This is a genomic window from Amycolatopsis sp. NBC_01307 (genome assembly GCF_035975215.1).
In the GTDB taxonomy this organism is placed as follows: Bacteria; Actinomycetota; Actinomycetes; order Mycobacteriales; family Pseudonocardiaceae; genus Amycolatopsis.
Window position 1 is genome coordinate 3,603,624 of sequence record NZ_CP108403.1, and the last position, 19,770, is coordinate 3,623,393.

Annotated in this window: 24 protein-coding genes; 13 read left to right on the forward strand and 11 right to left on the reverse strand. The window is 72.2% G+C overall.

The annotated features are described in order from the left end of the window. Nucleotides 1-38: 38 nt before the first annotated feature. Together ku and OG439_RS14915 are read right to left on the reverse strand one after the other, a co-directional pair. Complete coding sequence (gene ku / locus OG439_RS14910; protein WP_326949953.1) at nt 39-983, reverse strand: non-homologous end joining protein Ku; 945 nt, start codon at nt 981-983, stop codon at nt 39-41. 51 nt (nt 984-1,034) lie between these two features. Further along, nucleotides 1,035-1,232: a hypothetical protein gene (locus OG439_RS14915; protein WP_247052170.1), complete on the reverse strand. Its 198-nt coding sequence runs from the start codon at nt 1,230-1,232 to the stop codon at nt 1,035-1,037. Nucleotides 1,233-1,415: 183 nt separating this feature from the next. Between OG439_RS14915 and OG439_RS14920 the strand changes: the two genes are divergently transcribed. Beyond that, nucleotides 1,416-1,622, forward strand: a complete 207-nt coding sequence (locus tag OG439_RS14920) for a hypothetical protein (RefSeq protein ID WP_326949954.1) — start codon at nt 1,416-1,418, stop codon at nt 1,620-1,622. 62 nt (nt 1,623-1,684) lie between these two features. Here OG439_RS14920 and OG439_RS14925 read toward each other — a convergent pair whose 3' ends face one another. After that, a complete protein-coding gene (locus OG439_RS14925; RefSeq protein WP_326949955.1) occupies nt 1,685-2,416 on the reverse strand; it encodes a GAF and ANTAR domain-containing protein in 732 nt (243 codons plus the stop codon). A gap of 255 nt (nt 2,417-2,671) precedes the next feature. Between OG439_RS14925 and OG439_RS14930 the strand changes: the two genes are divergently transcribed. After that, nucleotides 2,672-2,878 (forward strand): STAS domain-containing protein, encoded by a 207-nt coding sequence (locus OG439_RS14930; RefSeq protein WP_326949956.1) that lies wholly within the window; start codon nt 2,672-2,674, stop codon nt 2,876-2,878. Here the strand turns inward: OG439_RS14930 and OG439_RS14935 are convergent. Further along, a complete protein-coding gene (locus OG439_RS14935) occupies nt 2,849-3,820 on the reverse strand; it encodes a TIGR03557 family F420-dependent LLM class oxidoreductase (protein ID WP_326949957.1) in 972 nt (323 codons plus the stop codon). The two genes, OG439_RS14930 and OG439_RS14935, sit on opposite strands and share 30 nt — an antisense overlap. Before the next feature lie 106 nt (nt 3,821-3,926). Between OG439_RS14935 and OG439_RS14940 the strand changes: the two genes are divergently transcribed. From OG439_RS14940 to OG439_RS14950, 3 genes are all read left to right on the forward strand, one after another. Further along, nucleotides 3,927-4,256: a plasmid stabilization protein gene (locus OG439_RS14940; RefSeq protein ID WP_326949958.1), complete on the forward strand. Its 330-nt coding sequence runs from the start codon at nt 3,927-3,929 to the stop codon at nt 4,254-4,256. A 62-nt stretch (nt 4,257-4,318) separates the two neighbouring features. Next, nucleotides 4,319-4,765 carry an ATP-binding protein gene (locus tag OG439_RS14945; RefSeq protein ID WP_326949959.1) on the forward strand — a complete coding sequence of 149 codons (447 nt, stop codon included), beginning with the start codon at nt 4,319-4,321 and terminating at the stop codon, nt 4,763-4,765. Further along, nucleotides 4,762-5,553, forward strand: coding sequence for a SigB/SigF/SigG family RNA polymerase sigma factor (locus tag OG439_RS14950; RefSeq protein WP_326949960.1), 792 nt, complete (start codon nt 4,762-4,764; stop codon nt 5,551-5,553). Before OG439_RS14945 ends, OG439_RS14950 begins: the two co-directional genes overlap by 4 nt. 51 nt (nt 5,554-5,604) lie before the next feature. On the opposite strand, the gene OG439_RS14955 is transcribed toward OG439_RS14950, so the two are convergent. Then, nucleotides 5,605-7,122 carry a CYTH and CHAD domain-containing protein gene (locus tag OG439_RS14955; protein ID WP_326949961.1) on the reverse strand — a complete coding sequence of 506 codons (1,518 nt, stop codon included), beginning with the start codon at nt 7,120-7,122 and terminating at the stop codon, nt 5,605-5,607. A 124-nt stretch (nt 7,123-7,246) separates the two neighbouring features. Between OG439_RS14955 and OG439_RS14960 the strand changes: the two genes are divergently transcribed. Together OG439_RS14960 and OG439_RS14965 are read left to right on the forward strand one after the other, a co-directional pair. Further along, nucleotides 7,247-7,783: a hemerythrin domain-containing protein gene (locus tag OG439_RS14960; RefSeq protein ID WP_326949962.1), complete on the forward strand. Its 537-nt coding sequence runs from the start codon at nt 7,247-7,249 to the stop codon at nt 7,781-7,783. Nucleotides 7,784-7,885: 102 nt separating this feature from the next. Beyond that, entirely contained in the window at nt 7,886-8,692 is an 807-nt protein-coding gene (locus tag OG439_RS14965) for a GAF and ANTAR domain-containing protein (protein WP_326949963.1), read from the forward strand. A gap of 55 nt (nt 8,693-8,747) precedes the next feature. Here the strand turns inward: OG439_RS14965 and OG439_RS14970 are convergent, their stop codons facing one another. Together OG439_RS14970 and OG439_RS14975 are read right to left on the reverse strand one after the other, a co-directional pair. After that, nucleotides 8,748-9,212, reverse strand: a complete 465-nt coding sequence (locus tag OG439_RS14970) for a hypothetical protein (protein WP_247052179.1) — start codon at nt 9,210-9,212, stop codon at nt 8,748-8,750. Nucleotides 9,213-9,282: 70 nt separating this feature from the next. Continuing rightward, nucleotides 9,283-10,122 carry an aldo/keto reductase gene (locus OG439_RS14975; protein ID WP_326949964.1) on the reverse strand — a complete coding sequence of 280 codons (840 nt, stop codon included), beginning with the start codon at nt 10,120-10,122 and terminating at the stop codon, nt 9,283-9,285. A 167-nt stretch (nt 10,123-10,289) separates the two neighbouring features. On the opposite strand from OG439_RS14975, the gene OG439_RS14980 reads away from it, so the two are divergent. The 3 genes from OG439_RS14980 to OG439_RS14990 are packed head-to-tail and all read left to right on the forward strand — an operon-like array spanning nt 10,290 to nt 11,265. After that, a complete protein-coding gene (locus OG439_RS14980; RefSeq protein ID WP_326949965.1) occupies nt 10,290-10,703 on the forward strand; it encodes a phage holin family protein in 414 nt (137 codons plus the stop codon). Then, nucleotides 10,700-11,005, forward strand: a complete 306-nt coding sequence (locus OG439_RS14985) for a DUF3618 domain-containing protein (protein WP_326949966.1) — start codon at nt 10,700-10,702, stop codon at nt 11,003-11,005. Before OG439_RS14980 ends, OG439_RS14985 begins: the two co-directional genes overlap by 4 nt. Continuing rightward, nucleotides 11,002-11,265 (forward strand): DUF4235 domain-containing protein, encoded by a 264-nt coding sequence (locus OG439_RS14990; protein ID WP_247052183.1) that lies wholly within the window; start codon nt 11,002-11,004, stop codon nt 11,263-11,265. The genes OG439_RS14985 and OG439_RS14990 overlap by 4 nt, the downstream gene beginning before the upstream one ends. Before the next feature lie 42 nt (nt 11,266-11,307). On the opposite strand, the gene OG439_RS14995 is transcribed toward OG439_RS14990, so the two are convergent. Next, nucleotides 11,308-11,694, reverse strand: coding sequence for an STAS domain-containing protein (locus OG439_RS14995; protein ID WP_326949967.1), 387 nt, complete (start codon nt 11,692-11,694; stop codon nt 11,308-11,310). Between the two features lie 167 nt (nt 11,695-11,861). On the opposite strand from OG439_RS14995, the gene OG439_RS15000 reads away from it, so the two are divergent. After that, entirely contained in the window at nt 11,862-13,148 is a 1,287-nt protein-coding gene (locus OG439_RS15000; protein WP_326949968.1) for an NAD(P)/FAD-dependent oxidoreductase, read from the forward strand. Between the two features lie 16 nt (nt 13,149-13,164). Here the strand turns inward: OG439_RS15000 and OG439_RS15005 are convergent, their stop codons facing one another. Further along, nucleotides 13,165-13,359: a DUF2630 family protein gene (locus tag OG439_RS15005; RefSeq protein WP_326949969.1), complete on the reverse strand. Its 195-nt coding sequence runs from the start codon at nt 13,357-13,359 to the stop codon at nt 13,165-13,167. Between the two features lie 59 nt (nt 13,360-13,418). Beyond that, nucleotides 13,419-14,300 carry a LysR family transcriptional regulator gene (locus OG439_RS15010; RefSeq protein ID WP_326949970.1) on the reverse strand — a complete coding sequence of 294 codons (882 nt, stop codon included), beginning with the start codon at nt 14,298-14,300 and terminating at the stop codon, nt 13,419-13,421. Nucleotides 14,301-14,381: 81 nt separating this feature from the next. Between OG439_RS15010 and OG439_RS15015 the strand changes: the two genes are divergently transcribed. Continuing rightward, nucleotides 14,382-15,710 (forward strand): diaminopimelate decarboxylase, encoded by a 1,329-nt coding sequence (locus OG439_RS15015; RefSeq protein WP_326949971.1) that lies wholly within the window; start codon nt 14,382-14,384, stop codon nt 15,708-15,710. A 40-nt stretch (nt 15,711-15,750) separates the two neighbouring features. Then, nucleotides 15,751-17,250 (forward strand): ArnT family glycosyltransferase, encoded by a 1,500-nt coding sequence (locus OG439_RS15020; protein ID WP_326949972.1) that lies wholly within the window; start codon nt 15,751-15,753, stop codon nt 17,248-17,250. Between the two features lie 105 nt (nt 17,251-17,355). Here OG439_RS15020 and OG439_RS15025 read toward each other — a convergent pair whose 3' ends face one another. After that, nucleotides 17,356-19,707, reverse strand: coding sequence for an alpha-L-fucosidase (locus OG439_RS15025; RefSeq protein ID WP_326949973.1), 2,352 nt, complete (start codon nt 19,705-19,707; stop codon nt 17,356-17,358). Nucleotides 19,708-19,770 lie beyond the last annotated feature (63 nt).

Here is a 19,770-nt window from a genome sequence, read left to right on the forward strand (position 1 = left end):
CCCGCCTCGGTGGTCCCGGACCACCGAGGCGGTTCTCGTCAGGACGCCTTGAGCGCCTTCTCCAGCTGGGTCCGCGACATCTTCGACCGGCCCTTGACGTTCTTCTCCCGCGCCAGCTTGTCCAGCTCGGTCTTGGACAGCTCCCCCAGATCGGCCTGCTTCTTCGTGGGCTTCTTCTTGCCCTTCGCCGCCGGCTTGCCGCCGCCCTTGCGGGTCTTCACGCTGCGCGAAAGGGCCTCGAACAGGTCGACGACGTCGGCCGACTGCTCCGGCTCCTGCTCGTGGGCGATCTCCTTGCCGGACTCCTTGGCCTTGATCAGCTCCTCGACGCGCTCGGAGTACTCGTCGCGGAAGTCCTCCGGGCGCCACGGCGCGGTCATCTCGTCGACCAGCGACAGCGCCATGTCGAGCTCCTTCGGCCGGGCCTTGGGCACCTTGGGCAGCGCGCCCATGACGTCCTTCGGCTTCCGGAGGTCCGCGACGAAGTGCAGCGTGTTGAGGACCATCACGTCCTCGCCCGCGCGGACCGCGCAGAGGTACTCCTTGCCGCGCAGCACGAACTTCGCCACGCCGGCCTTCTCGCTGCGGTCCATCGCCTGCAGCAGCAGGCCGTACGCCTTGGCGAAGTCTTCCTTCGCCGGCTTCAGCCAGTAGGTCCGGTCGTAGAACCACGGGTCGATCTCGTCGAGCTCGACGAACTGCTCGATGTCGATCCGCCGCGACCGCTCGGGCGCGATCTCGTCCAGCTCGTCCGGCTCGACGAGCACGTGGTCGCCGCCGCCGACGTCGTAACCCTTGACGATCTCGTCCCGGGTGACCTCGTCGCCGGTCCGCTCGTTGACCTTGCGGTTGCGGATCCGGTCGGACGTCCCGCGTTCGAACTGGTGGAAGTGGATCGTGTGGTCCGCCACCGCGGGGTACAGCTCCACCGGAACGGTGACCAGCCCCAGGCTCAGCGCACCACTCCATACCGGTCTGGCCATGACGACCTCCTCAGCGCCTCCGATACCCGCGCGCGGGTGTCCCGAAACCGCTCAGGCCACTTCGGTGCTCTTGCTGTCGCCGCGGTGCAGGCCCAGCATCTCGAGCAGCAACGCGCAGTCGTCGGCGTCCTTGGCCCCCGCGGCGACGGCCAGCGCCGCCTTCCGGCGCAGCCGCTGCCGCTCCGGCGTGTCCTCGCCGTCGACCAGCAGGTCGACGACCGGCCGCAGATCGTTCCGCTTGTCCCTCATCCCGTGCTCCCCTTTTCCCCGGTTCCTTCCCCAGCCCGGCTACCCCGCATCACCGGACGGAACACAGGAGTCACCGGACCGGACGCCGGAGACACCGATCATTGCGCCGAACGAGTGAAATCACCCGGTTCCGGCGCCGGACCCGGCAAGGTAGGTGAGACCCACGTCACACCAGGAGGCCGCATGGGCACTCAGATCCGCATCAGCCGCGAGGACGGCTCGCTGCCCTGCGAGGTCTGCGGCTTCCCCACGATGCACGTCGCGCAGGTCGTCGCCGACGACGGCCGGGTGCTCGGCCGCACCCTGGTCTGCACGACGTGCACGCGCAGCCGGCAGCCGGACCCGGTGCCCCAGGCCGACGCGCCCCCGGACGAGGTCCCCGCCGGCTAGCCCGCCCCGGCCCTCGTGAGTGTTTAGGGGGGTTAGAACCCTCCTAAACACTCACGACTCTCTCAGCTGCTCGTCGTCGCCACCGCCGCGACGAACTCGGCGGCCACCTCGTGGAGCTTGCGGTTGCCGTCCTGGGAACGCTTGACCAGGCGCTGGAACGCGTCCTCCGCCGTGATCCGGTGCGCCGCCATCAGGATCCCCTTGGCCTGCTCGATCACCGCGCGCGTCTCCAGCGCGCGGTTGAGCTGTTCGATCAGCTCCTGCGCCGCGAAGTAGCGGCGCGCGCTGCGCAGCCCGAGGACCACCGTCGCGGTGTACAGCTCGAGGATCTTCGTGCCCAGTTCGCTGAACCCGTGCTCGCCGAACCCGAACAGGTTGACCGCGCCGGACATGTCGTCGTCCACCGTCAGCGGCGCGGCGAGGAAACTCGCGACGCCCAGCTGCTCGGCCTTCGTCACGAACTGCGGCCACAGATCGCCGACCGCGCCGACGCCGACGCGCACCGGCTGCCCGGTTTCGGCGGCGCGCAGGCACGGTCCGTCCCCGATGCGGTACTGCTCGCGGTCGAAGTTGACCGCCCGCTGGTCGGTGCTGGCGACCGTCTCCGGTTCCCCGTCCCGGACCAGGGTGATGCTCGCCATGTCGGCCCCCGGCACCACCTGCACGGCGTGGTCGCAGACGGCCTGCAGCATCTGGCCCAGATCCAGCTCGGTGTCGAGCATCGCGGTCAGCGACTCCATCGCGACCGTCACATCGTCGAGCCGCGCGGTGAGCTGTTCATGCCCGCCCGTCATCCTGGTGACGCCCCTTACTTCTTGTGCTAAGGGCGCTCTAAGACCAGGGAGGACCCGGGCGCGCGCCACAGTGGGCCGCTAGCGCTTTAACGGGTCCAGCGCGAGATTACTGCATCCCCGCAGCGGCGGGCACAAGCGGTCACCACCTCCGCGCGCCGCACGTCCGTTCGGAGCAACGGACCCCGGACCGAACCCGGCACCCCCGCGTTACGGCTGCGCACCAGCCGGCCCGCCCCGCACGAAGTGCTGGTCACCGTGCGGGGCGACCTCGACACCGCGACCGCGCCGTACCTGGGCGCCCTGCTCGACGACCGGCTCCGGGCGCACCCGCGGCGCGTCGACGTCGATCTGTCCGAAGTGGACTTCCTGGGCGTCGCGGACCTCCGGGTGCTGACCCGGGCCGCGCTCCAGGCCGGCCAGACCGGCGCCCGACTAGGCCGTGTCCCCCGCCAGGGCCGGTAGCAGCTCCTTCTCGGCGAAGTCGAGGAAGCCGTCCTGCTGGTCGCCGCCGATCTGGATCAGCGCGACGTCGGTGAAGCCCGCCTTCGCGAACTCGCGCACGCCTTCCACGATCGGCTCGACGTCCGGGCCGCACGGGATCGACCCGGCGACGTCGTCCTCGCGGACGAACTGGGTGGCGCCGGCGAACCCGGCCGGGCCCGGCAGCTCGGCGTTGACCTTCCAGCCGCCGGCGAACCAGCGGAACTGCTCGTGGGCGCGCTTCACCGCGGCGTCGCGGTCGGTACCCCACGACACCGGCAGCTGCGCGATCTTGCGGGACGCCGGACCGGGCCGGGCGGCGTCCCACTCCCGCGCCAGGGCCGCCTTCGGCTCGACGGCGATCATCGCGTCGGCGACCGGGGCGAACCGGCGCACCGACTGGGCGCCGGACACCGCGACGCCGATCGGCGTGCGGGTCTCCGGCAGGTCCCACAGCTTCGCGGAGTCAACGCGGAAGTGCTTGCCCTCGTAGCTGAAGTAGCCGCCGTCGAAGAGGCCGCCGATGATCTGGACGGCCTCGGCGAGCATGTCGTGGCGGACGTTCGCGCCCGGCCAGCCGCGCCCGACGACGTGCTCGTTGAGGTTCTCGCCCGCGCCGAGCCCGAGGGTGAACCGCCCGCCGGACAGCGCCTGGATCGTCGCCGCCTTCTGCGCCACCACCGCGGGGTGGTAGCGCATGGTCGGGCAGGTCACGAACGTCATCAGCTCGGCGCGTTCGGTGACCTGCGTGACCGCGCCCAGCACGCTCCAGGCGTACGGCGAGTGGCCCTGCTCGGCCAGCCACGGCGAATAGTGGTCGCTCATGACCTCGAACGCGAAGCCCGCTCGTTCCGCGCCGGCGGCGTAGCGCACCAGGTCGTTCGGACCCGTCTGCTCGGTCATCAGGGTGTAGCCGATCCGCATCGGAGCTCCTCTCGTCCCGCGCCGCTTACCCGGCCCCGATGATGATCAACCGCGACGTTTGCCCGGTCGCGGACCGGGTATCCGCCGATCATCGAAGGGAGCGATCATGCCTCAGGCCTGGAGCGGCAAGCGCGAACGTCAGTACGAGCACATCAAGGACGCGCAGGAAGACCGCGGCGCGAGCACCGAGCGGGCCAAAGAGATCGCCGCCCGCACGGTGAACAAGAACCGGGCCCAGTCGGGTGAATCGCGTGAGGCGAGCCCGTCCTCCCTGAACGACAAGTCCCCGCAGGAGCGCGGCGGTGAGCGCTCCGGGAACGGCAAGGGCCCGGGCGGCCCGACCAGGGACCAGCTCTACAACGAAGCCAAGAAGCGGAACATCGACGGCCGCTCCAAGATGACCAAGAAAGAGCTCGAACGGGCCCTCGGCCGGTGACGGCGTCCTCGAGTCCGGATCGCGAAGTGTCAGGGTTCCCCCAGATGGGTAGACAGTCCGGTATGGAAGAAACACGAAGTGGCACGTCCGGCGGGCAGCCGTCGACCGACGGCCTGCTCGACGAGGTGGTGGAGCTCAGGTTGCCCGCCATGGCCGAGCAGATCCCCCTGGTCCGGATGCTCACCCACGGCATGGTGTCCCGCGCGGACTTCGGGCTGGACGCCATCGCCGACGCCAAGATGGCGGTCGACGAGGCCTGCGCGCAGCTGGTCCAGCTCGCGGAGCTCGGCACCCAGCTGCACTGCCGCTTCCGGCAGACGCCCGACGCGCTGCACGTCGTCGTCTCGGCCCGGTCGACCGACCCCCGGCCGCCCAGCGACCGGACCTTCGGCTGGCACGTGCTGACCACCCTGAGCCGGTCGGTGACCGCGCACTGCGACGTCCTGCCGGGCGGGGGCGCGGGCATCATCACGATCGAGCTGGTGCTCAACCCGGGAACGAGCGCGTGAGCGCCGAGCGCAAAACCCTCCTCCACCGCCCCGACGAATACGCCCACTGCGAGCCGCTGTTCGAGGAGCTGGGCGAGTTCGCGGCGGACGACCCGCGGCGCGACGTGGTCCGGGGCCGGCTCGTGACCGAGCTGCTGCCGCTGGCCGAGCACATCGCGACCCGGTTCTCCGGGCGTGGGGAACCGCGCGAGGACCTGGTCCAGGTGGCCCGGATCGGGCTGATCAACGCCGTCGACCGCTTCGACCCGGCGCGCGGGCACGACTTCCTGTCCTTCGCGGTGCCGACGATCATGGGTGAGGTCCGGCGCCACTTCCGCGACACCGGCTGGTCCGTCCGCGTGCCGCGCCGGCTCAAGGAACTGCACCTGTCGCTCAGCCAGGGTTCCGCCACGCTGTCGCAGCGCCTCGGCCGCGCGCCGACGCCGTCGGAGCTGGCCGAGCACCTGAGCCTGGACGTCGACGAGGTCCGCGAGGGCCTGCTCGCCGGGAACGCCTACCAGGCGCTGTCGGTGGACAAGCCGGTGCACGACGACGCCGAGGCGCTCTCGCTGGCCGACACCATGGGCGAGCCGGACCACGAGATGGCCATGGTGGAGAACCACGAGGCCCTCCAGCCGCTGCTGCAGGAGCTGCCGCCGCGCGAGCGCGCGATCCTCGTGATGCGCTTCTTCGGCGGCCTCACGCAGACCCAGATCGCCGACCGCGTCGGCATCTCGCAGATGCACGTCTCCCGCCTGCTGTCGCAGACGCTGGAGCAGCTGCGCGGCAAGCTCACCGGCGACGCCTGACGCCGTCCCGGGCGGCGGCCCTGCCGAGCCGCCGCCGGTACGCGCGAACGGCTAGCCGAGCCAGCCGGGGCGGTCGCCCTTCCGGAGCCGCCGCCACTGTCCCGCGAACTCCTCCCGCAGCCGCGCCGCCTTCGCGGCGTCCTGGCCGTGCAGGATCCCGAACGTGAACGTGTTCTGGCCCTCGCCGTGCCCGTCGACGGCGAGGTGGTGCAGCACCTCCCGGCCGACCACGGTGTCCTGGTGCGCGCCCAGCGTCTGCTGCACGGCCTTGACGTTCTTGCGCCACGCGCGCAGCTTCTTCCCGTACACCGGCTTCACGGTGTCGGCGGCGTAACGGGCCCGCTTGGCCTTCTTGCGGACGTCGTGCAGGGCCGTCTCGAGGTCTGCGCCCTTCAGCCCGCGGGTCGCGGCCTGGGCGCGGTGCAGCTTCTTCGCGGCCTTGCGGACGGGCTTACGCAGCGCGGACTTCGCGGGCTTGCGCCCGCTGTCGGTCAGCGCCGGCTCCGCCAGCACGGCGTCGAGCGCCCGCAGCAGGTTCCGGTACCGCTTGCCGGTCAGCGCCTCCAGCGCCCGGGTCCGGCCCTGCTCCTCCTCCCGCGCGAAGTAGCGCGTCAGGTACTGGCGCAGCGGTCCGAGCACCAGCTCCGGCGGCAAGCCGTCCAGCTGCTTGCCGAGCCGGTCCTGCGTGACCTCGGTGTCGCGGGCCGGCGCCAGCTCGTGGCCGAGCCACTTCAGCTCGGCGGCGACCGGCGCCGTCGCCTCTTCGTCCACAATGGACCCGAAGGTGCGCAGGGCGCTGCGGAGCTTCCGGCTCGCCACGCGCATCTGGTGCACGGAGTCCGCGACGTCCAGCCGGACGCCGACGTCCGCGCGGCGCAGGTCGTCGAAGTGCGCGCGCAGGGACGTCAGCACGACGTCCGCGGCGGCGGGCTTCTTGCGGGCGCGGCGCGGTCCGGGCACGCGGTCGCCGATCAGGCGCCGCAGCTTCGACGGCCACGGCGACGCGGTCGCACCGGCCTCGGCCAGCGCCCGGTCGAACTCGGCCAGCAGGCCCGGCTCCGTGCCGGGGTCGAGCTCCAGTTCCAGCTCCCGCCACTCGTCGAGCCGCGCGGACTCGCCGCCGGCCTCGCCGGTCACGTGGTCGTCGGTCAGGACGGCGACCGTCCGGCCCTCGGCGTCGGCGAGGCGGTGGGCGAAGCGGTCGGTGCGCAGGTGCGCGATCGGCACCAGCTTCTCCCCCAGCGTGTAGGCCCGCACCAGGCGCTTGAGCCGGCCGGGCACCTTGTGGGCGTCCCCGCCGAGCGGCAGCTGGATCTCCCGGCGCTCGTCGGCCGAGACGGGCAGCTTGACGTGCCAGCCCGCGTCGTGGCCGCCGACCCGGCGGCGCAGGGTGATGCCGGCCTGGGCCAGCCGGAAGGTCCGGGTGTCGTAGTACGACGCGTCGAGGACCTGCTCCACGGGATCGTCCTGTGTCTCGACCCCGGCGACACCGAGCAGCCGCGGCACCCCGCTGCCCGGGACGATCTCGTACTTGCGTTCGCGCTCGATCACCATCGACGGCGCAGTCATGGACGTCCTTCCTGGTGGCGGTGGGTTTCCTCACCGGCTACCCGGCGGGCCCGGTGCCGACACGGGATTCGGCGCACGGGCAGCGGGTAACCCGGAAGAAATCGAATCCGGACCAGGAGCGTGCATGAACCACCGCCAGCCCGCAACCGACCTCACCACCGTCCTCGACGGCGACCACCGGGAGCTCGAGCGGCTGTGCACCGAGCTGGAGCTCGGCCAAGGCAGCCCGGAGAACCGCAAGGATCTCGCCGATCACCTCATCGGAGCGCTGGTCCGCCACACCGTCGCCGAAGAGCCCTACCTCGACGGGGCCGGCGATCTCGCCGAGGCGGACGGGCTGATGCGGCAGCTGGAGGGGGCCGGGCCGCAGGAGACGCGGTTCGAGCGGCTGCTGGGCGGGCTGATCCGCACCGTCCGGCGGCACGTGCGTGACGAAGGCCCCGAAGCGGTGGCGCGGATCCGGCGGGACTGGTCCCCGGACCGCCGCGGCGAGCTCGGCCGCGAGCTGGTCGAGGCCCGCGAGGCGGCGGCGACCCTGCCGCACCCGGGCCTGGCCGACCGGATGCCCCAGGCCGACCAGCTCCGGCCGGGCCCCGGGTTCGTCGACCGGGTCCGCGGCGCGCTCGACCCGGCATCCGGGGGAACCACCACCGCCGGTTGACGACACCCGCGACGGGGATCACGCCCGGCCCGGCCGGGGTGCACACTGGGATCGGGTTGAATGGGAAGGACCGCATCACGAGGGACGAAGGCAGCGAGGGAAATGAGCGTCGGCGAAGACGAATGGGCCGGAGAGCGCACCTGGTTCGGTGTGGACGACCCGCGCCCGGCCGAGGCCGGTCCGCTGGCGCGGCAGTTCGCCGACCTGACGCGGACGCTGCTCGCCGCGACCCCGACGGTCGGTGGCGTGCTCAAGCTGGTCGTCGGCGCGGCCGTCGAGATCATCCCGGACGCCGACCTGGTGAGCATCACCCTGCGCGACCCGGACGGCCGGTTCCACACCCCGGTCGAGACCGACCCGATCGCCCTGACGCTCGACGAGCTGCAGTACCAGCACGGTGAGGGCCCCTGCGTCGAGTCCGCCTGCCCGGACGGGCCGGCGATCGGCTGGTCGCAGGACGTCGGCCGGGACCCGCGGTGGCCGTCGTTCGGCCCCGGCACCGCGGCGCACGGCTTCCACTCGGTGCTGGCGACCACGCTGATCCCGGACGCCCGGCCGCCCCGGCTGTCCGGCGCGCTGAACATCTACTCGCGCAAGCCCGGTGCGTTCGACGCCGCCGCCATCGACTCCGCGCTGCTGCTCGCGACGCACGCGTCCCTGGCCCTGGCCCACACCGAGTCCGTCGTGTCCGCCGAGCTCGAAGCGACCCACCTGCGCACAGCGGTCGAAAGCCGTGACGTGATCGGGCAGGCGAAGGGCATCCTGATGCAGCGCCGCGGCATCACCGCCGACGAGGCGTTCGACGTCCTGCGCAAGGCCTCGCAGGACCTGAACGTCAAGCTGGCCGACCTGGCCGGAACCCTGGCGACCCGCCACACCGAGCTGGACCTGCCGGTCCCGGGGCACTGACACGCCGAAAGCGTCACTTTCACGTGAAAGTGACGCTTTCGGTGCGGGCGTGGGCTTACGGCGCCGTGTAGGGCGGCCGCTGGTCCAGCGACGGGCTGACGTCCGGGTACCGGCCGTCCTGGCCCGTCACCGGCGTGACCGTGGGGCCTTGCTGCTCCGGTTCGATCCGCTGCCGGCCGCCCCGCTGGACGACGGCTTCGACCTCCTGCTCGCCGCGGATGCGGGCCAGCGCGCCGAGCGTGATCGCGTGGGCCAGCGCCAGGATCAGCAGCAGCACGCCGATCCGGGCGATGATGCTGGGCAGGTCACCACCGATGTTGATGGTCGAGACGAGCGCCAGCACACCCAGCGTCGCCAGGTGGAACAGCACCGTGACCAGCCGGGCCATCGAGGCTCCGGCGGCCGGGTCGCCGTAGGAGTTTTCGAGGTAGCGGCGGCCGCTGCGGTAGATGATCTGGCCGTCCGCGACGACCAGCAGCGCGCCGATCAAGAGAAACGCGAGGTATGCGTTCGTGCTCATGCCGGACGCTCCTTCCTGGGGGACCTCTCCGGAAGAGGTACCCGGCGGGTAGCGCAGGGAAACGCGCCGGTCACCCGGTGAAGGTGTCGGGGTCGGGCCCCGTGCGGCGGCCGTCGTCGAGCCCGCCGATCGCCGCCATGTCCTCTTCGCCGAGCTCGAAGCCGAAGACGTCGATGTTCTGCCGGATCCGCTCCGGCGTCGACGACTTGGGGAACACGATGTTCCCGAGCTGGATGTGCCAGCGGAGGACGACCTGCGCCGCGGTGCGGTCGTACTTCTCGGCGAGCCCGGTCAGCACCGGGTCCTCGAGCACCTCGGCCCGGGCCAGCGGGCTCCACGCCTCGGTCGCGATGCCGTGGGCGCGGTGGTACTCGCGCAGTTCCGCCTGCTGCAGCGCCGGGTGCAGCTCGATCTGGTTGACCGCGGGCACCGTGCCGGTCTCCTCGGCGAGGCGGTCGAGGTGCTCGGGCTGGAAGTTCGAGACGCCGATCGCGCGGGCCTTCCCGGCCCGCAGGATGTCCTCGAAGCCCTGCCACGTCTTGACGTACTTGCCGGTCTTCGGCAGCGGCCAGTGGATCAGGTACAGGTCGACGTGGTCCAGCCCGAGCCGCCGCAGGCTGCCCTCCAGCGCGGTGATCGCGTTGTCGTAACCCTGGGCGTCGTTGGCGAGCTTCGTGGTGACGAAGACGTCCTCGCGCGCCAGGCCGGACTCCGCGATGGCCGCGCCGACCCCCGCCTCGTTCCGGTACATCTGCGCGGTGTCGATGTGCCGGTAGCCCGCGTCCAGCGCCGTCCGCACGGCGCTCGCCGTGTCGTCGGCCGGGATCTGGAACACCCCGAACCCGAACTGCGGGATCCGGACGCCGTTGTTCAGTTCCACGGAGGGGACATTGGCTGTCGTGGTGGTCATGCGTCCGGCCTACCCGAGGCGTCCGGACGCGAAACGCCACGGGCCGGTACCCACCCCGCGGTTTCACTCTTCCGAGTGACCTTCCGCAGGACAGCGCGGCGACCCGGGCAAATCCGGCGTGGTTATCCACGCCGGAACGCGGGTAGCCCGGCCCCAGGAGGTGTTCCGTGATCGAAGAAGTGAACAAGAAGCCCGCGACCGAACGCTCGGTCGGCGAGCTGGTGTCGGACCTGTCCGACGAGGTCAAGCGCCTCGTCCGGGACGAAATCCGGCTCGGGGTCTTCGAGCTGCAGCACAAGGGCAAGAAAATGGGCTTAGGCGCCGGGTTGTTCGGCGCCGCCGGGCTGTGCGCGCTGTTCGGCGTCGGGGCGCTGGTCGCCACCGCGATCCTCGCGCTGGCGCTCGTGGTCCCCGGCTGGCTGGCGGCGCTGATCGTCACCGTGGCACTGTTCCTGATCGCCGGGGTCGCCGCCCTGGTCGGCAAGAAGGAAGTCACGCAGGCGGTGCCGCCGGTGCCGGAGGAAGCCATCGCCGGTGTCCGCGAAGACGTGGACACCGTGAAACAGGGAGTGCACTCATGAGCGGGGACTTCCCGAAGAACGCGGAAGAGGCGCGGCTCGAACGCGACGCCACCCGTGAAGAGCTGACCGAGACCCTGGACGCGCTCGGGCAGAAGCTCGACGTGAAGACCCGGGTCACCGAGAACATCGACGGCAAGCTCGACCAGGCCACGCTGAAGGTCGCCGACGTCACGAACGAGCCGACCGCGGTGAAGTTCCGCCAAGGCGCCGACGCCGTCCGCAGCAACCCGCTGCCGGTCTTCGCGGGCGTGCTGGGCCTGGTGATCGTGATCCGGCTGATCGCGCGACGGAGGAACTCGTGAACAAGGTCGTCTACAAACCGCTCAGCTGGGGCGTCGGTGCTCTCGGCGGGCTCCTCGCGGGCCAGGTCTTCAAGCAGGTCTGGAAGCGCGCGGCCGGCGAAGAAGACGCCCCGGACGCCATCGACCGCGACTACACCTGGACCCAGGTGATCATCGCGGCCGCCGTCCAGGGCGCGATCTTCGGTGCCGTCAAGGCCGCTACCGAACGAGCCGGCGCGGTCGGTTACCGCAAGGCGACCGGCGACTGGCCGGACGACTGAGCCGGGCTCGACCGGCCACAGTGGACGGCCGGGCCGGTGCGCTCACGCGTCCGGGCCGGCTTCCGCGGCGGGCAGGCCCACGGCCGCCAGCGCGGCGAGCGCGTCGCCCGTGCGGCGGTGCAGCTTCAGCAACAGGTCGGCACCGGTCACTTCCAGCGACCGGGTGACCGCGTGCCCGCCGGCGACGACGGCCAGTTCGACGCGGTCGTCCGCCTCGAGCAGGGACCGGACTCCGGCGCAGCTGAGGAAGCCGACCCGCGACAGGTCGGCGACCAGGCGGTCACCGGTGGCGAGGGCCTCGTCGAGGACGCCGACGGTGGCGGCGTCGATGTCTCCCACCAGGGTGAGGACGCGGACCCCACCAGTGCGTTCGGTGGTCGTGACGGTCAACCCGCCGGCTTCGTCGATCGTGCGGAACAAGTGGTACATGGCGCTCCCTTCGCGGCTTTCAGGGGCGCTGACCGGAGCACGTGTCTGAACAACAGCCAACCCACCCGACCGTACGCCCCTGCGCCGACAGGTCAACCCCGCGGGTTTTCTTCCCCCGACCTGGGGGAATCCGCCAGGACCAAGATCGGTGCCCCGGAAGGAGATCCATGCGTGTCGTGATCGTCGGCGGCGGGTTCGCCGGGTACCACGCGGCGAAGAGCCTGCGGAAGGAAGCCGAGGACGTCGAGATCGTCGTGCTCAACCCGACGGACTACTTCCTCTACCTGCCGCTGCTGCCGGAGGTGGCGGCCGGGATCCTCGACCCGCGGCGGGTGACCGTGTCGATCCCGGAGACGCTGCCGGGGGTCCGGCTGCTGCTCGGCAAGGCGACGGCGGTCGACTTCGACGCGCGGGCCGTCACGTACACCGATCCCGAGGACGAAGAGCACCGGATCGGGTACGACCGGCTGGTGCTGGCCGCGGGCAGCGTCAACAAGCTGCTGCCGATCCCCGGGGTGCCGGAGTACGCGCACGGCTTCCGCGGTGTGCCCGAGGCGTTGTACCTGCGGGACCACGTCACCCGGCAGATCGAGCTGGCCGCGGCGGCCGAGGACCCGGCCGAACGCGACGCGCGCTGCACGTTCGTGGTCGTCGGCGCGGGCTACACCGGCACCGAGGTGGCCGCGCAGGGCCCGGCCTTCACCGACGCGCTGGCCGCGCGGCACCCCGAGCTCGCCGGGCAGCGGATCCGCTGGCTGCTGGTGGACGTCGCCGAGCGCGTCCTGCCCGAGCTCGACCGGCGGCTCGGGAAGACGGCCGACGAGGTGCTGCGCTCGCGCGGGGTCGAGGTGCTGACGAAGACGTCGGTCGACCACGCGGACGCCAAGGGCGTCACCCTCACCACCGGTGACCTGGTGCCGACCCGCACCCTCGTGTGGTGCGTCGGCGTCCGGCCCGACCCGCTGGTCTCGGACCTGGGCCTGGAGACCGCGAAGGGCCGGGTCGTCGTCACGGCCCAGCTGACCGTGCCGGGCCGCGACGACGTGTTCGCCTGCGGTGACGCGGCCGCGGTGCCCGACCTCACCCGGCCGGGCCGCTACACCGCGATGACCGCGCAGCACGCCGAACGCCAGGGCAAGCTCGCCGGGCGCAACGTCGCGGCGTCACTCGGCCAGGGCCGCACCCGCAGCTACCGCCACCACGACCTCGGGTTCGTCGTCGACCTCGGCGCCGGGGCCGCGGCGGCGAACCCGCTGCACATCCCGCTCTCCGGCCGCCTGGCCAAGGCCGTGACGCGCGGCTACCACCTGAGCGCGATGCCGGGCAACCGCGTGCGCACGGTCGCCGACTGGGTCCTGGAGACGCTGACCGGCCGCCAGACCGTCCAGCTCGGACTGGTGCGCGCGCGTTCGGTGCCGCTGGACACGGACTCCCCCGAGCTGCCCCACGTCTAGCCGGGCGAGACTCCGGTCACTCGTCGTCGAACGCGGACAGGGCTTGGCGACGGTGCAGCAGCTCGAGGGCCGAGTCCAGCTGGCGCTCGAGGTCCTTGAGCCGGACGCGGTCGTCCGCGGTGAGCCCGCCGTGGTGGAGGGCGCCGGTGCGCAGCCGGTGTTCTTCGTCGATCAGGTCGGCGATGCGGTCGGTGATCTCGTGGCCTGCCATGGAATACCCTTCGACGGGAGCCTCCGAGAGCATAGCCCGGCCGGCCGGTGGGCGGATCTTCACGGCGTTCCCGCGGCGAGGTCCACGAACGCCCGCACCACCGAGGACACCGACCCCGCGCGCCAGGCCAGGCCCAGGTCGATGCGCGGCACCGGTTCCTCCAGCCGGCGCAGCACCACGCCCTTGCGGCGCAACGCGCGGGCCCGGTGTTCCGGCACCGCGGCGATGCCCGCGCCCTCGGCGACCGCACGCATCAGCTGCTCGTCCTCCGGCTCCTCGCGCACGATCGGCGGGACGCCGGCCGGCCAGACCTGGGCGCTGATCGCGTCGTACTGGCCCGGGCCGTTCTCACGCGGCCAGAAGACCACCGGCTCGGCCGCGATCCAGGCCCGCCGCAGGCGGCCGCGGCGGCGGGCGAGGTCGTGGCCGGACGGCAGCGCGATCAGCACCTCCTCCGACCCGACCGCCGCCACCGCGACACCCGGGTGGGTGACCGGCGGGCGCACGAAGCCGAGGTCGATCTCGCCCGCGGCCAGGCGGGCCAGGTTGAAGCTCGTCCAGCCCGTCTCCAGGGCCAGCTCGACGCCCGGGTGGCGGGTGCGGTAGGCCGCGACCAGGTCACCGGCCAGCGGGCCGGGCGCCGAGCGCGTGTACGCGATCCGGAGGCGTCCCGAGTCGCCGCGCCCGGCCGCGGTGATCACGCCCCGCGCCCGGTCCAGCCGGTCCAGCAGCTCCCGGGCCTCCGTCGCGGCGACGCGGCCCGCGTCCGTCAACGCGAACCGCGGGCCCGACCGGTCCAGCAGCGCGACACCCAGCTCGGCCTCGAAGGCGCGGATCTGCTGGCTCAGCGACGGCTGCGACACGAACAGCCGGGCGGCCGCCCTGGTGAAGTGCATCTCTTCGACGAGCACGGCGAAGTAGTGCCAGCGGCGCAGGTCCACCCCGCCATTATAGGCGCGTCCTATGATTTCATCGGGACCACGTCTTGGACCGGCACGGCGGTGCGCTGCTGTCCTTGAAGCATGACCACGACCAGTGCCTCCCCGGCCCGCACCGACCGCCGGCTGCTCGCCCTCACCGCCGCGGCGGACCGGCGGCTCGTCGACCCGATGGCCGGGTTCGTCGACCTCGCCGGCCTCCGCGCGGCCGTGGAAGAGCTGACCGCGGCCTTCGCCCCGCTCGGGCACGTCCAGCACACCGTCGCCGCCAAGGCGTGCGGCCTCGCGCCACTGCTGCGGTTCCTCGGCGACCTCGGGATCGACGCCGAGGTCGCCAGCCCGGGCGAGACGGCGGTCGCCGAGGCCGCCGGGCTCCGCGGGCCACGGCTGGTGCTCGACTCCCCCGCCAAGACCGTCGGCGAGCTCGCCCACGCACTGGCCGAGGGCACCGCGATCAACGCCGACAACTTCCAGGAGCTGGCCCGGCTCGACCGGCTCGTCGGCGCGGCGCCGCCCCGCTCGGTGCTCGGCCTGCGGATCAACCCGCAGGTCGGGGCGGGCCGGATCGGTGACACGAGCACGGCGACGGCGGCGTCGAAGTTCGGCATCCCGTTGCGGGACCACGGGTACCGCGCGCTGCTGCTCGAGGCGTTCGCGCACCGGCCGTGGCTGAGCCGGCTGCACGTCCACGTCGGCTCGCAGGGCTGCCCGCCCGGGCTGATGGCCGACGGCGTCGCCGCGGTGCACGCGCTCGCCGAGGAGATCAACGCCGAAGCCGGGTACCGGCAGGTCACCAGCATCGACCTCGGCGGCGGGCTGCCGGTGAACTTCGACTCCGACGAGCCGGGACCGACCTACGCGGACTACGTCGAGACGCTGCTCGCGCGGGTCCCGGCGCTCGGCGACGGGCGCTACACCTACGTCACCGAGTTCGGCCGGTCCCTGCTGGCGAAGAACGGGTTCCTCGTCAGCGCCGTCGAATACACGAAGGTCGCGGGCGGGCGGCACATCGCGGTGACGCACGCCGGGGCCCAGGTGGCCGCGCGCACGGTGCTGCAGCCGGAGCACTGGCCGTTGCGGCTCAGCGCGTACGACGCCGCGGGCGTGCCGAAGACCGGCCCCGACGTACCGCAGGACGTCGCCGGGCCACTGTGCTTCGCCGGCGACCTGCTCGCCAGGGAACGGCCGCTGCCGCTGCTGGAGCCCGGCGACCTCGTCGTCGCCCACGACACCGGCGCGTACTACTTCGGCGCGCACTACGCCTACAACACGCTGCCGCGCCCGGCCGTCCACGGCTTCGACATCGACGTGACCGGCGACGTCCGGTTCACCCCGATCCGCCGGGCGCAGTCCCTCGACGAACTGGTCGCGGACGCGGGCGGCGAATACGTCGGAGCGCTGCCGATCGGGTGATCAAGAGCGTACGATCCTCGGACGCCGAGGGGAGACTGCCATGGGGGCCGGTCGCGTTTCCGGGTCGTTGCCACGTTTCGCCGCGGTGCCGGTCGGCCTCGTGGTCGCCCTCCAGGCCGTGGTGCTGACACTGTTGTCCGGCCGGTACGGCTTCCACCGCGACGAGCTGTACTTCCTCGCCGCGGGCAAGCGACCGGCCTGGGGGTACGTCGACCAGCCGCCGATCACGCCGTGGCTCGCGCGGGCGTCGACGGCGGTGTTCGGCGAGACCCCGACGGGCCTGCGGGTCGCCGCGACCCTGCTGGGCATGGCGACGGTCGTGGTCGTCGTGCTGATCGCCCGCGAGTTCGGCGGCGGCCGGGGTGTCCAGGTGTGCACCGCGGTGGCGACGGCGCTCTCGACGTACGTGCTGGTCGTGTCGCACATGCTCGCGACCAACTCGGCCGACACGCTGCTGTGGTCGCTGATCGCGTTCGCCGGCCTGCGGCTGCTGCGCACCGGCGACGGCCGCTGGTGGCTCGCCGTCGGCGCCGCGGCCGGGCTCGGCATGATGAACAAGTGGCTGGTGCTGCTCCTGCTGTCCGGGCTCGGCATCGGCGTGGCCGTCGCCGGGCCGCGCCGGGTCTTCCGGACGTGGTGGCTCGCGGCGGGCATCGGCGTCGCCGCCGTGCTCACCGCGCCGGTGGTGCTCTGGCAGGCGTCGCACGGCTGGCCGATGCTCACCGTCGCGGGCGGGATCAGCGACGACGACGGCAGCGAGAACCGCGTGCTGTTCGTGCCGATGCAGCTGGTCTACCTGTCGCCGGTGCTGGTGCCGGTGTGGATCGCCGGGCTCGTCCGGCCGTGGCGTGACGCCGGGGTGCGCTGGGCCCGCGCGCTCGCGATCGCCTACCCCGTGGTCTGCGTCGAACTCCTGGCGCTGGGCGGGAAGCCGTACTACTCGGTGCCGTTGCTGCTGCCGCTGGTCGCCCTCGGCGCCGAACCCGCGCTGCGGTGGCTGGCGCGGACCGGGACGGTGCTGCGGGCGTCGATCGGCGTGGTGACGGCGGTGTGCGTGGTCGTGTCCGTCCTCATCGGACTCCCGGTGGTGCCGGCCACCGCGCTGAACGGCGTGCTGCTGGCGGTGAACAAGGAACCCGGTGAACAAGTCGGCTGGCCGGAGTTCGCCGACACGGTCGCGACGGCGTGGGCTCAGGTCCCCGACAAGGACACCGCCGTCATCCTCACCGACAACTACGGCGAAGCCGGAGCGCTCGAGTACTACGGGCCCGAACGCGGGCTGCCGCAGCCGTATTCGCCGCACATGTCCTACGCCGACTGGGGACCGCCGCCGGACCGGCTCGTCGGGCCGGTGCTGGTCATCGGCCGGATCGAGCGCGGCTCCCCCGCGTCGCGGCTGATCACCGGCTGCCACGCCGTGGCGACGCACCACAACGCCGAAGGCGTCGACAACGACGAGGACGGCGTCACGATCTCGCTGTGCGACACGCTGACCCGGCCGTGGTCGGCGGCGTGGCCACAACTGCGGCGCTTTTACTGATGTGCCCGGTTCCCTACCCCCGGGCGCATGGCGCTGCTCGCGGAAGATCCGCCATGAGGGGCACCCCCAGGGCTCTTACGTCCCTGAGGGTGCCCCTCACGGCATTCAGCTCCAGGCGATCTTGAACACCCAGGCAAAGCGGCCCGCCTGCCGGGCCGCCGCCGGGACGTCGATCACCAGGGCGCCGTTTTCGACGCTCCAGTGCAAGTTCCCGCGGTAGCCCAGCAGCGTCACGCGGTCCCCGGAACGGATCGGGACCGGCGCGTCGACCACCAGGCGGCTGCCCGGCGCGGCGAGCGAGTGCACGTAGAACGCCTCGTTCTGCTTGACCGTGAACCGCAGGTCGCCGAGCTGGGCCATCCGCGACCAGTACGTCGTGCCGTAGATCGCCTCGCCGTTGATCTTCAGCCACGCGCCCGCCTCGCGCAGGTGCTGCTGCATCACCGCCGGGATGGTGCCGTCGTAGTCCGGGCCGATGTCGAGCAGGAAGTTGCCGTTCTTCGACACGATGTCGACGAGCGTGCGGACGACCTCCTCGGCCGTCATGTACTTGTCGTCCGGGGTCGCGCGGTTGTAGCCGTAGGAAAACGGGTCCAGGCCGCGGCTCGCCTCCCACTTCGCCACCACCGTGTTCGGGTACGTCGTGTACTCCGGCGTGGTGAAGTCGTGGTCCGGGATGCCGCCGCGGTCGTTGTAGGTGACGTCCTTGGGGTGCCGGCGGTTCTTCGCGCGGTTGAAGTACTCCGTGAGCACGTCGCGGCTGTCGTTGTCGCCGCCGATGTCGAACCACAGGACGTCCGGGTCGAACTCGTGGATCAGCTCCAGCACCTGCGGCGCCTGGTAATCGCGGACGAAGTCCTTGCCCGCGGTGTACCCGGTGTAGGGCACCGGCGCGCCGGTGTACGGGTTGCGCGGCGCGTGGCCCATCCACGGGTTGTCCGGGTTGAACCACTCCGGCAGCGAGAAGTACAGGCCGTTGCGCAGCTGCGGCGTGTACTTGCGGGACGCCGCGAACAGCTCGGCGATGACGTTCCGCCGAGGGCCGAGCTTGACCGAGTTGCGGTCGCTGACCTTGGTGTCCCACAACGCGAAGCCGTCGTGGTGCTTGGACGTCAGGACGTAGTACTCGGCGCCCGCGTCCGCGATCAGCTTCAGCCAGGCGCGCGGGTCGAACTTCTTCGCCGTGAACATCGGGATGAAGTCGTCGTAGACGAAGTTCTCGCCGTACTTCTGGGCGTGGTATGCGTAGGTCGCGCCGTCGGGGTCCTGCTGGTTCTGCCAGTACCACTCCGCGTACTGCTGCCCGACCGGCGCCCACGCGGGTACGGCGTAGACGCCCCAGTGGATGAAGATGCCGAACTTGCTGTCGTCGAACCAGTACGGCGCGCGGTGCGTCGAGAGCGACGCGTCGGTCGGCCGGAAGTCCGGGACGCCGAGGGTGATCGGCACCTGCTGGGTGGCGAGCGTGCCGCGCCCGGCCGTCACGCGGAGCTGGCCGTTCGTGGTGGTGCCGGGCGGGACGGACGCGTTCGGCGCCAGGCCGAGCCGCACGGTCGCCTGCTCCCCCGGTGCGAGCGCGCGGATGGTCGCCGGGACCGTGGTGCGGCCGCCGGGGATGTCGAGGGTCACCGTGACGCGGTCGCGGGCGCCGAGCCAGACGGTGCCGGCGTTCACCACGGTTGCCTCGGCGGCCTGCGGCCCGCCGTCGGTCAGCAGGTTCGCCGTCGAGCGGCCGTCCAGCACCAGCGCGGACCGGCCGACGGCGACGGGCTGCAGGGTGAGCGCGAAGACGTGCAGGCTGGAGACGTTCGGCGCCGGTGTCGCGGTCGTCGGCAGGGTCAGCGCGACGGCGTCGCGGGCCGGGTCGACCCAGACCTGGCCGGTGGCCAGGGAAACCGGGTTGGCGTCGACGACACCGCCCGGCGCGTAGCGGAACGACGAGACCAGCGCGCCGCTGCCGGTGTACCAGTCCGGGCCGGCGAGCGAGCCGGTGCTGGTGCTGCCGTCGGCGTAGTGCACGGTCGCCGTGCCGCCGGTGGTGCCGTAGCTGGCGGCGACCAGGAAGTACGCGACGAAGTAGCGGCCCTTCGGCAGGTCGATCGTCTGGCCGGTGGCGACGACGTTGTTCTTCGCCCCGGCGGCCGCGGAGCCGAGCAGGAACGGGACACCGCCGACGGTCGCCGTCCGCCCGACCGGCAGCTGCTCGGCCGGGAAGGTGTAGCCGGACCCGTCGAAGTCGCCGCCGGTGGCGGCCGCGCTGTCGATGCCGTCGTTGGAGAACCAGGCGTCGAGCGCGACCGGGACGGGCGGCGGGGGCGGCACGATCGGGGTGTCGGGTGCATCGCCGGCGGCGTCCGCGGTGTCTGCGGCCGCGGCGGGCGTCAGGCCGGCCGCACTCAGCGCCACGGCGGCGCCGGCGGCCATGCCGAGGGCTTGACGGCGAGGGAAGGTCGTCACTGAACCTCCAGGGATCGGATGAGTACGGGCAGACTGGTCCCCCAGTGGGCCGATCTGTGGTTG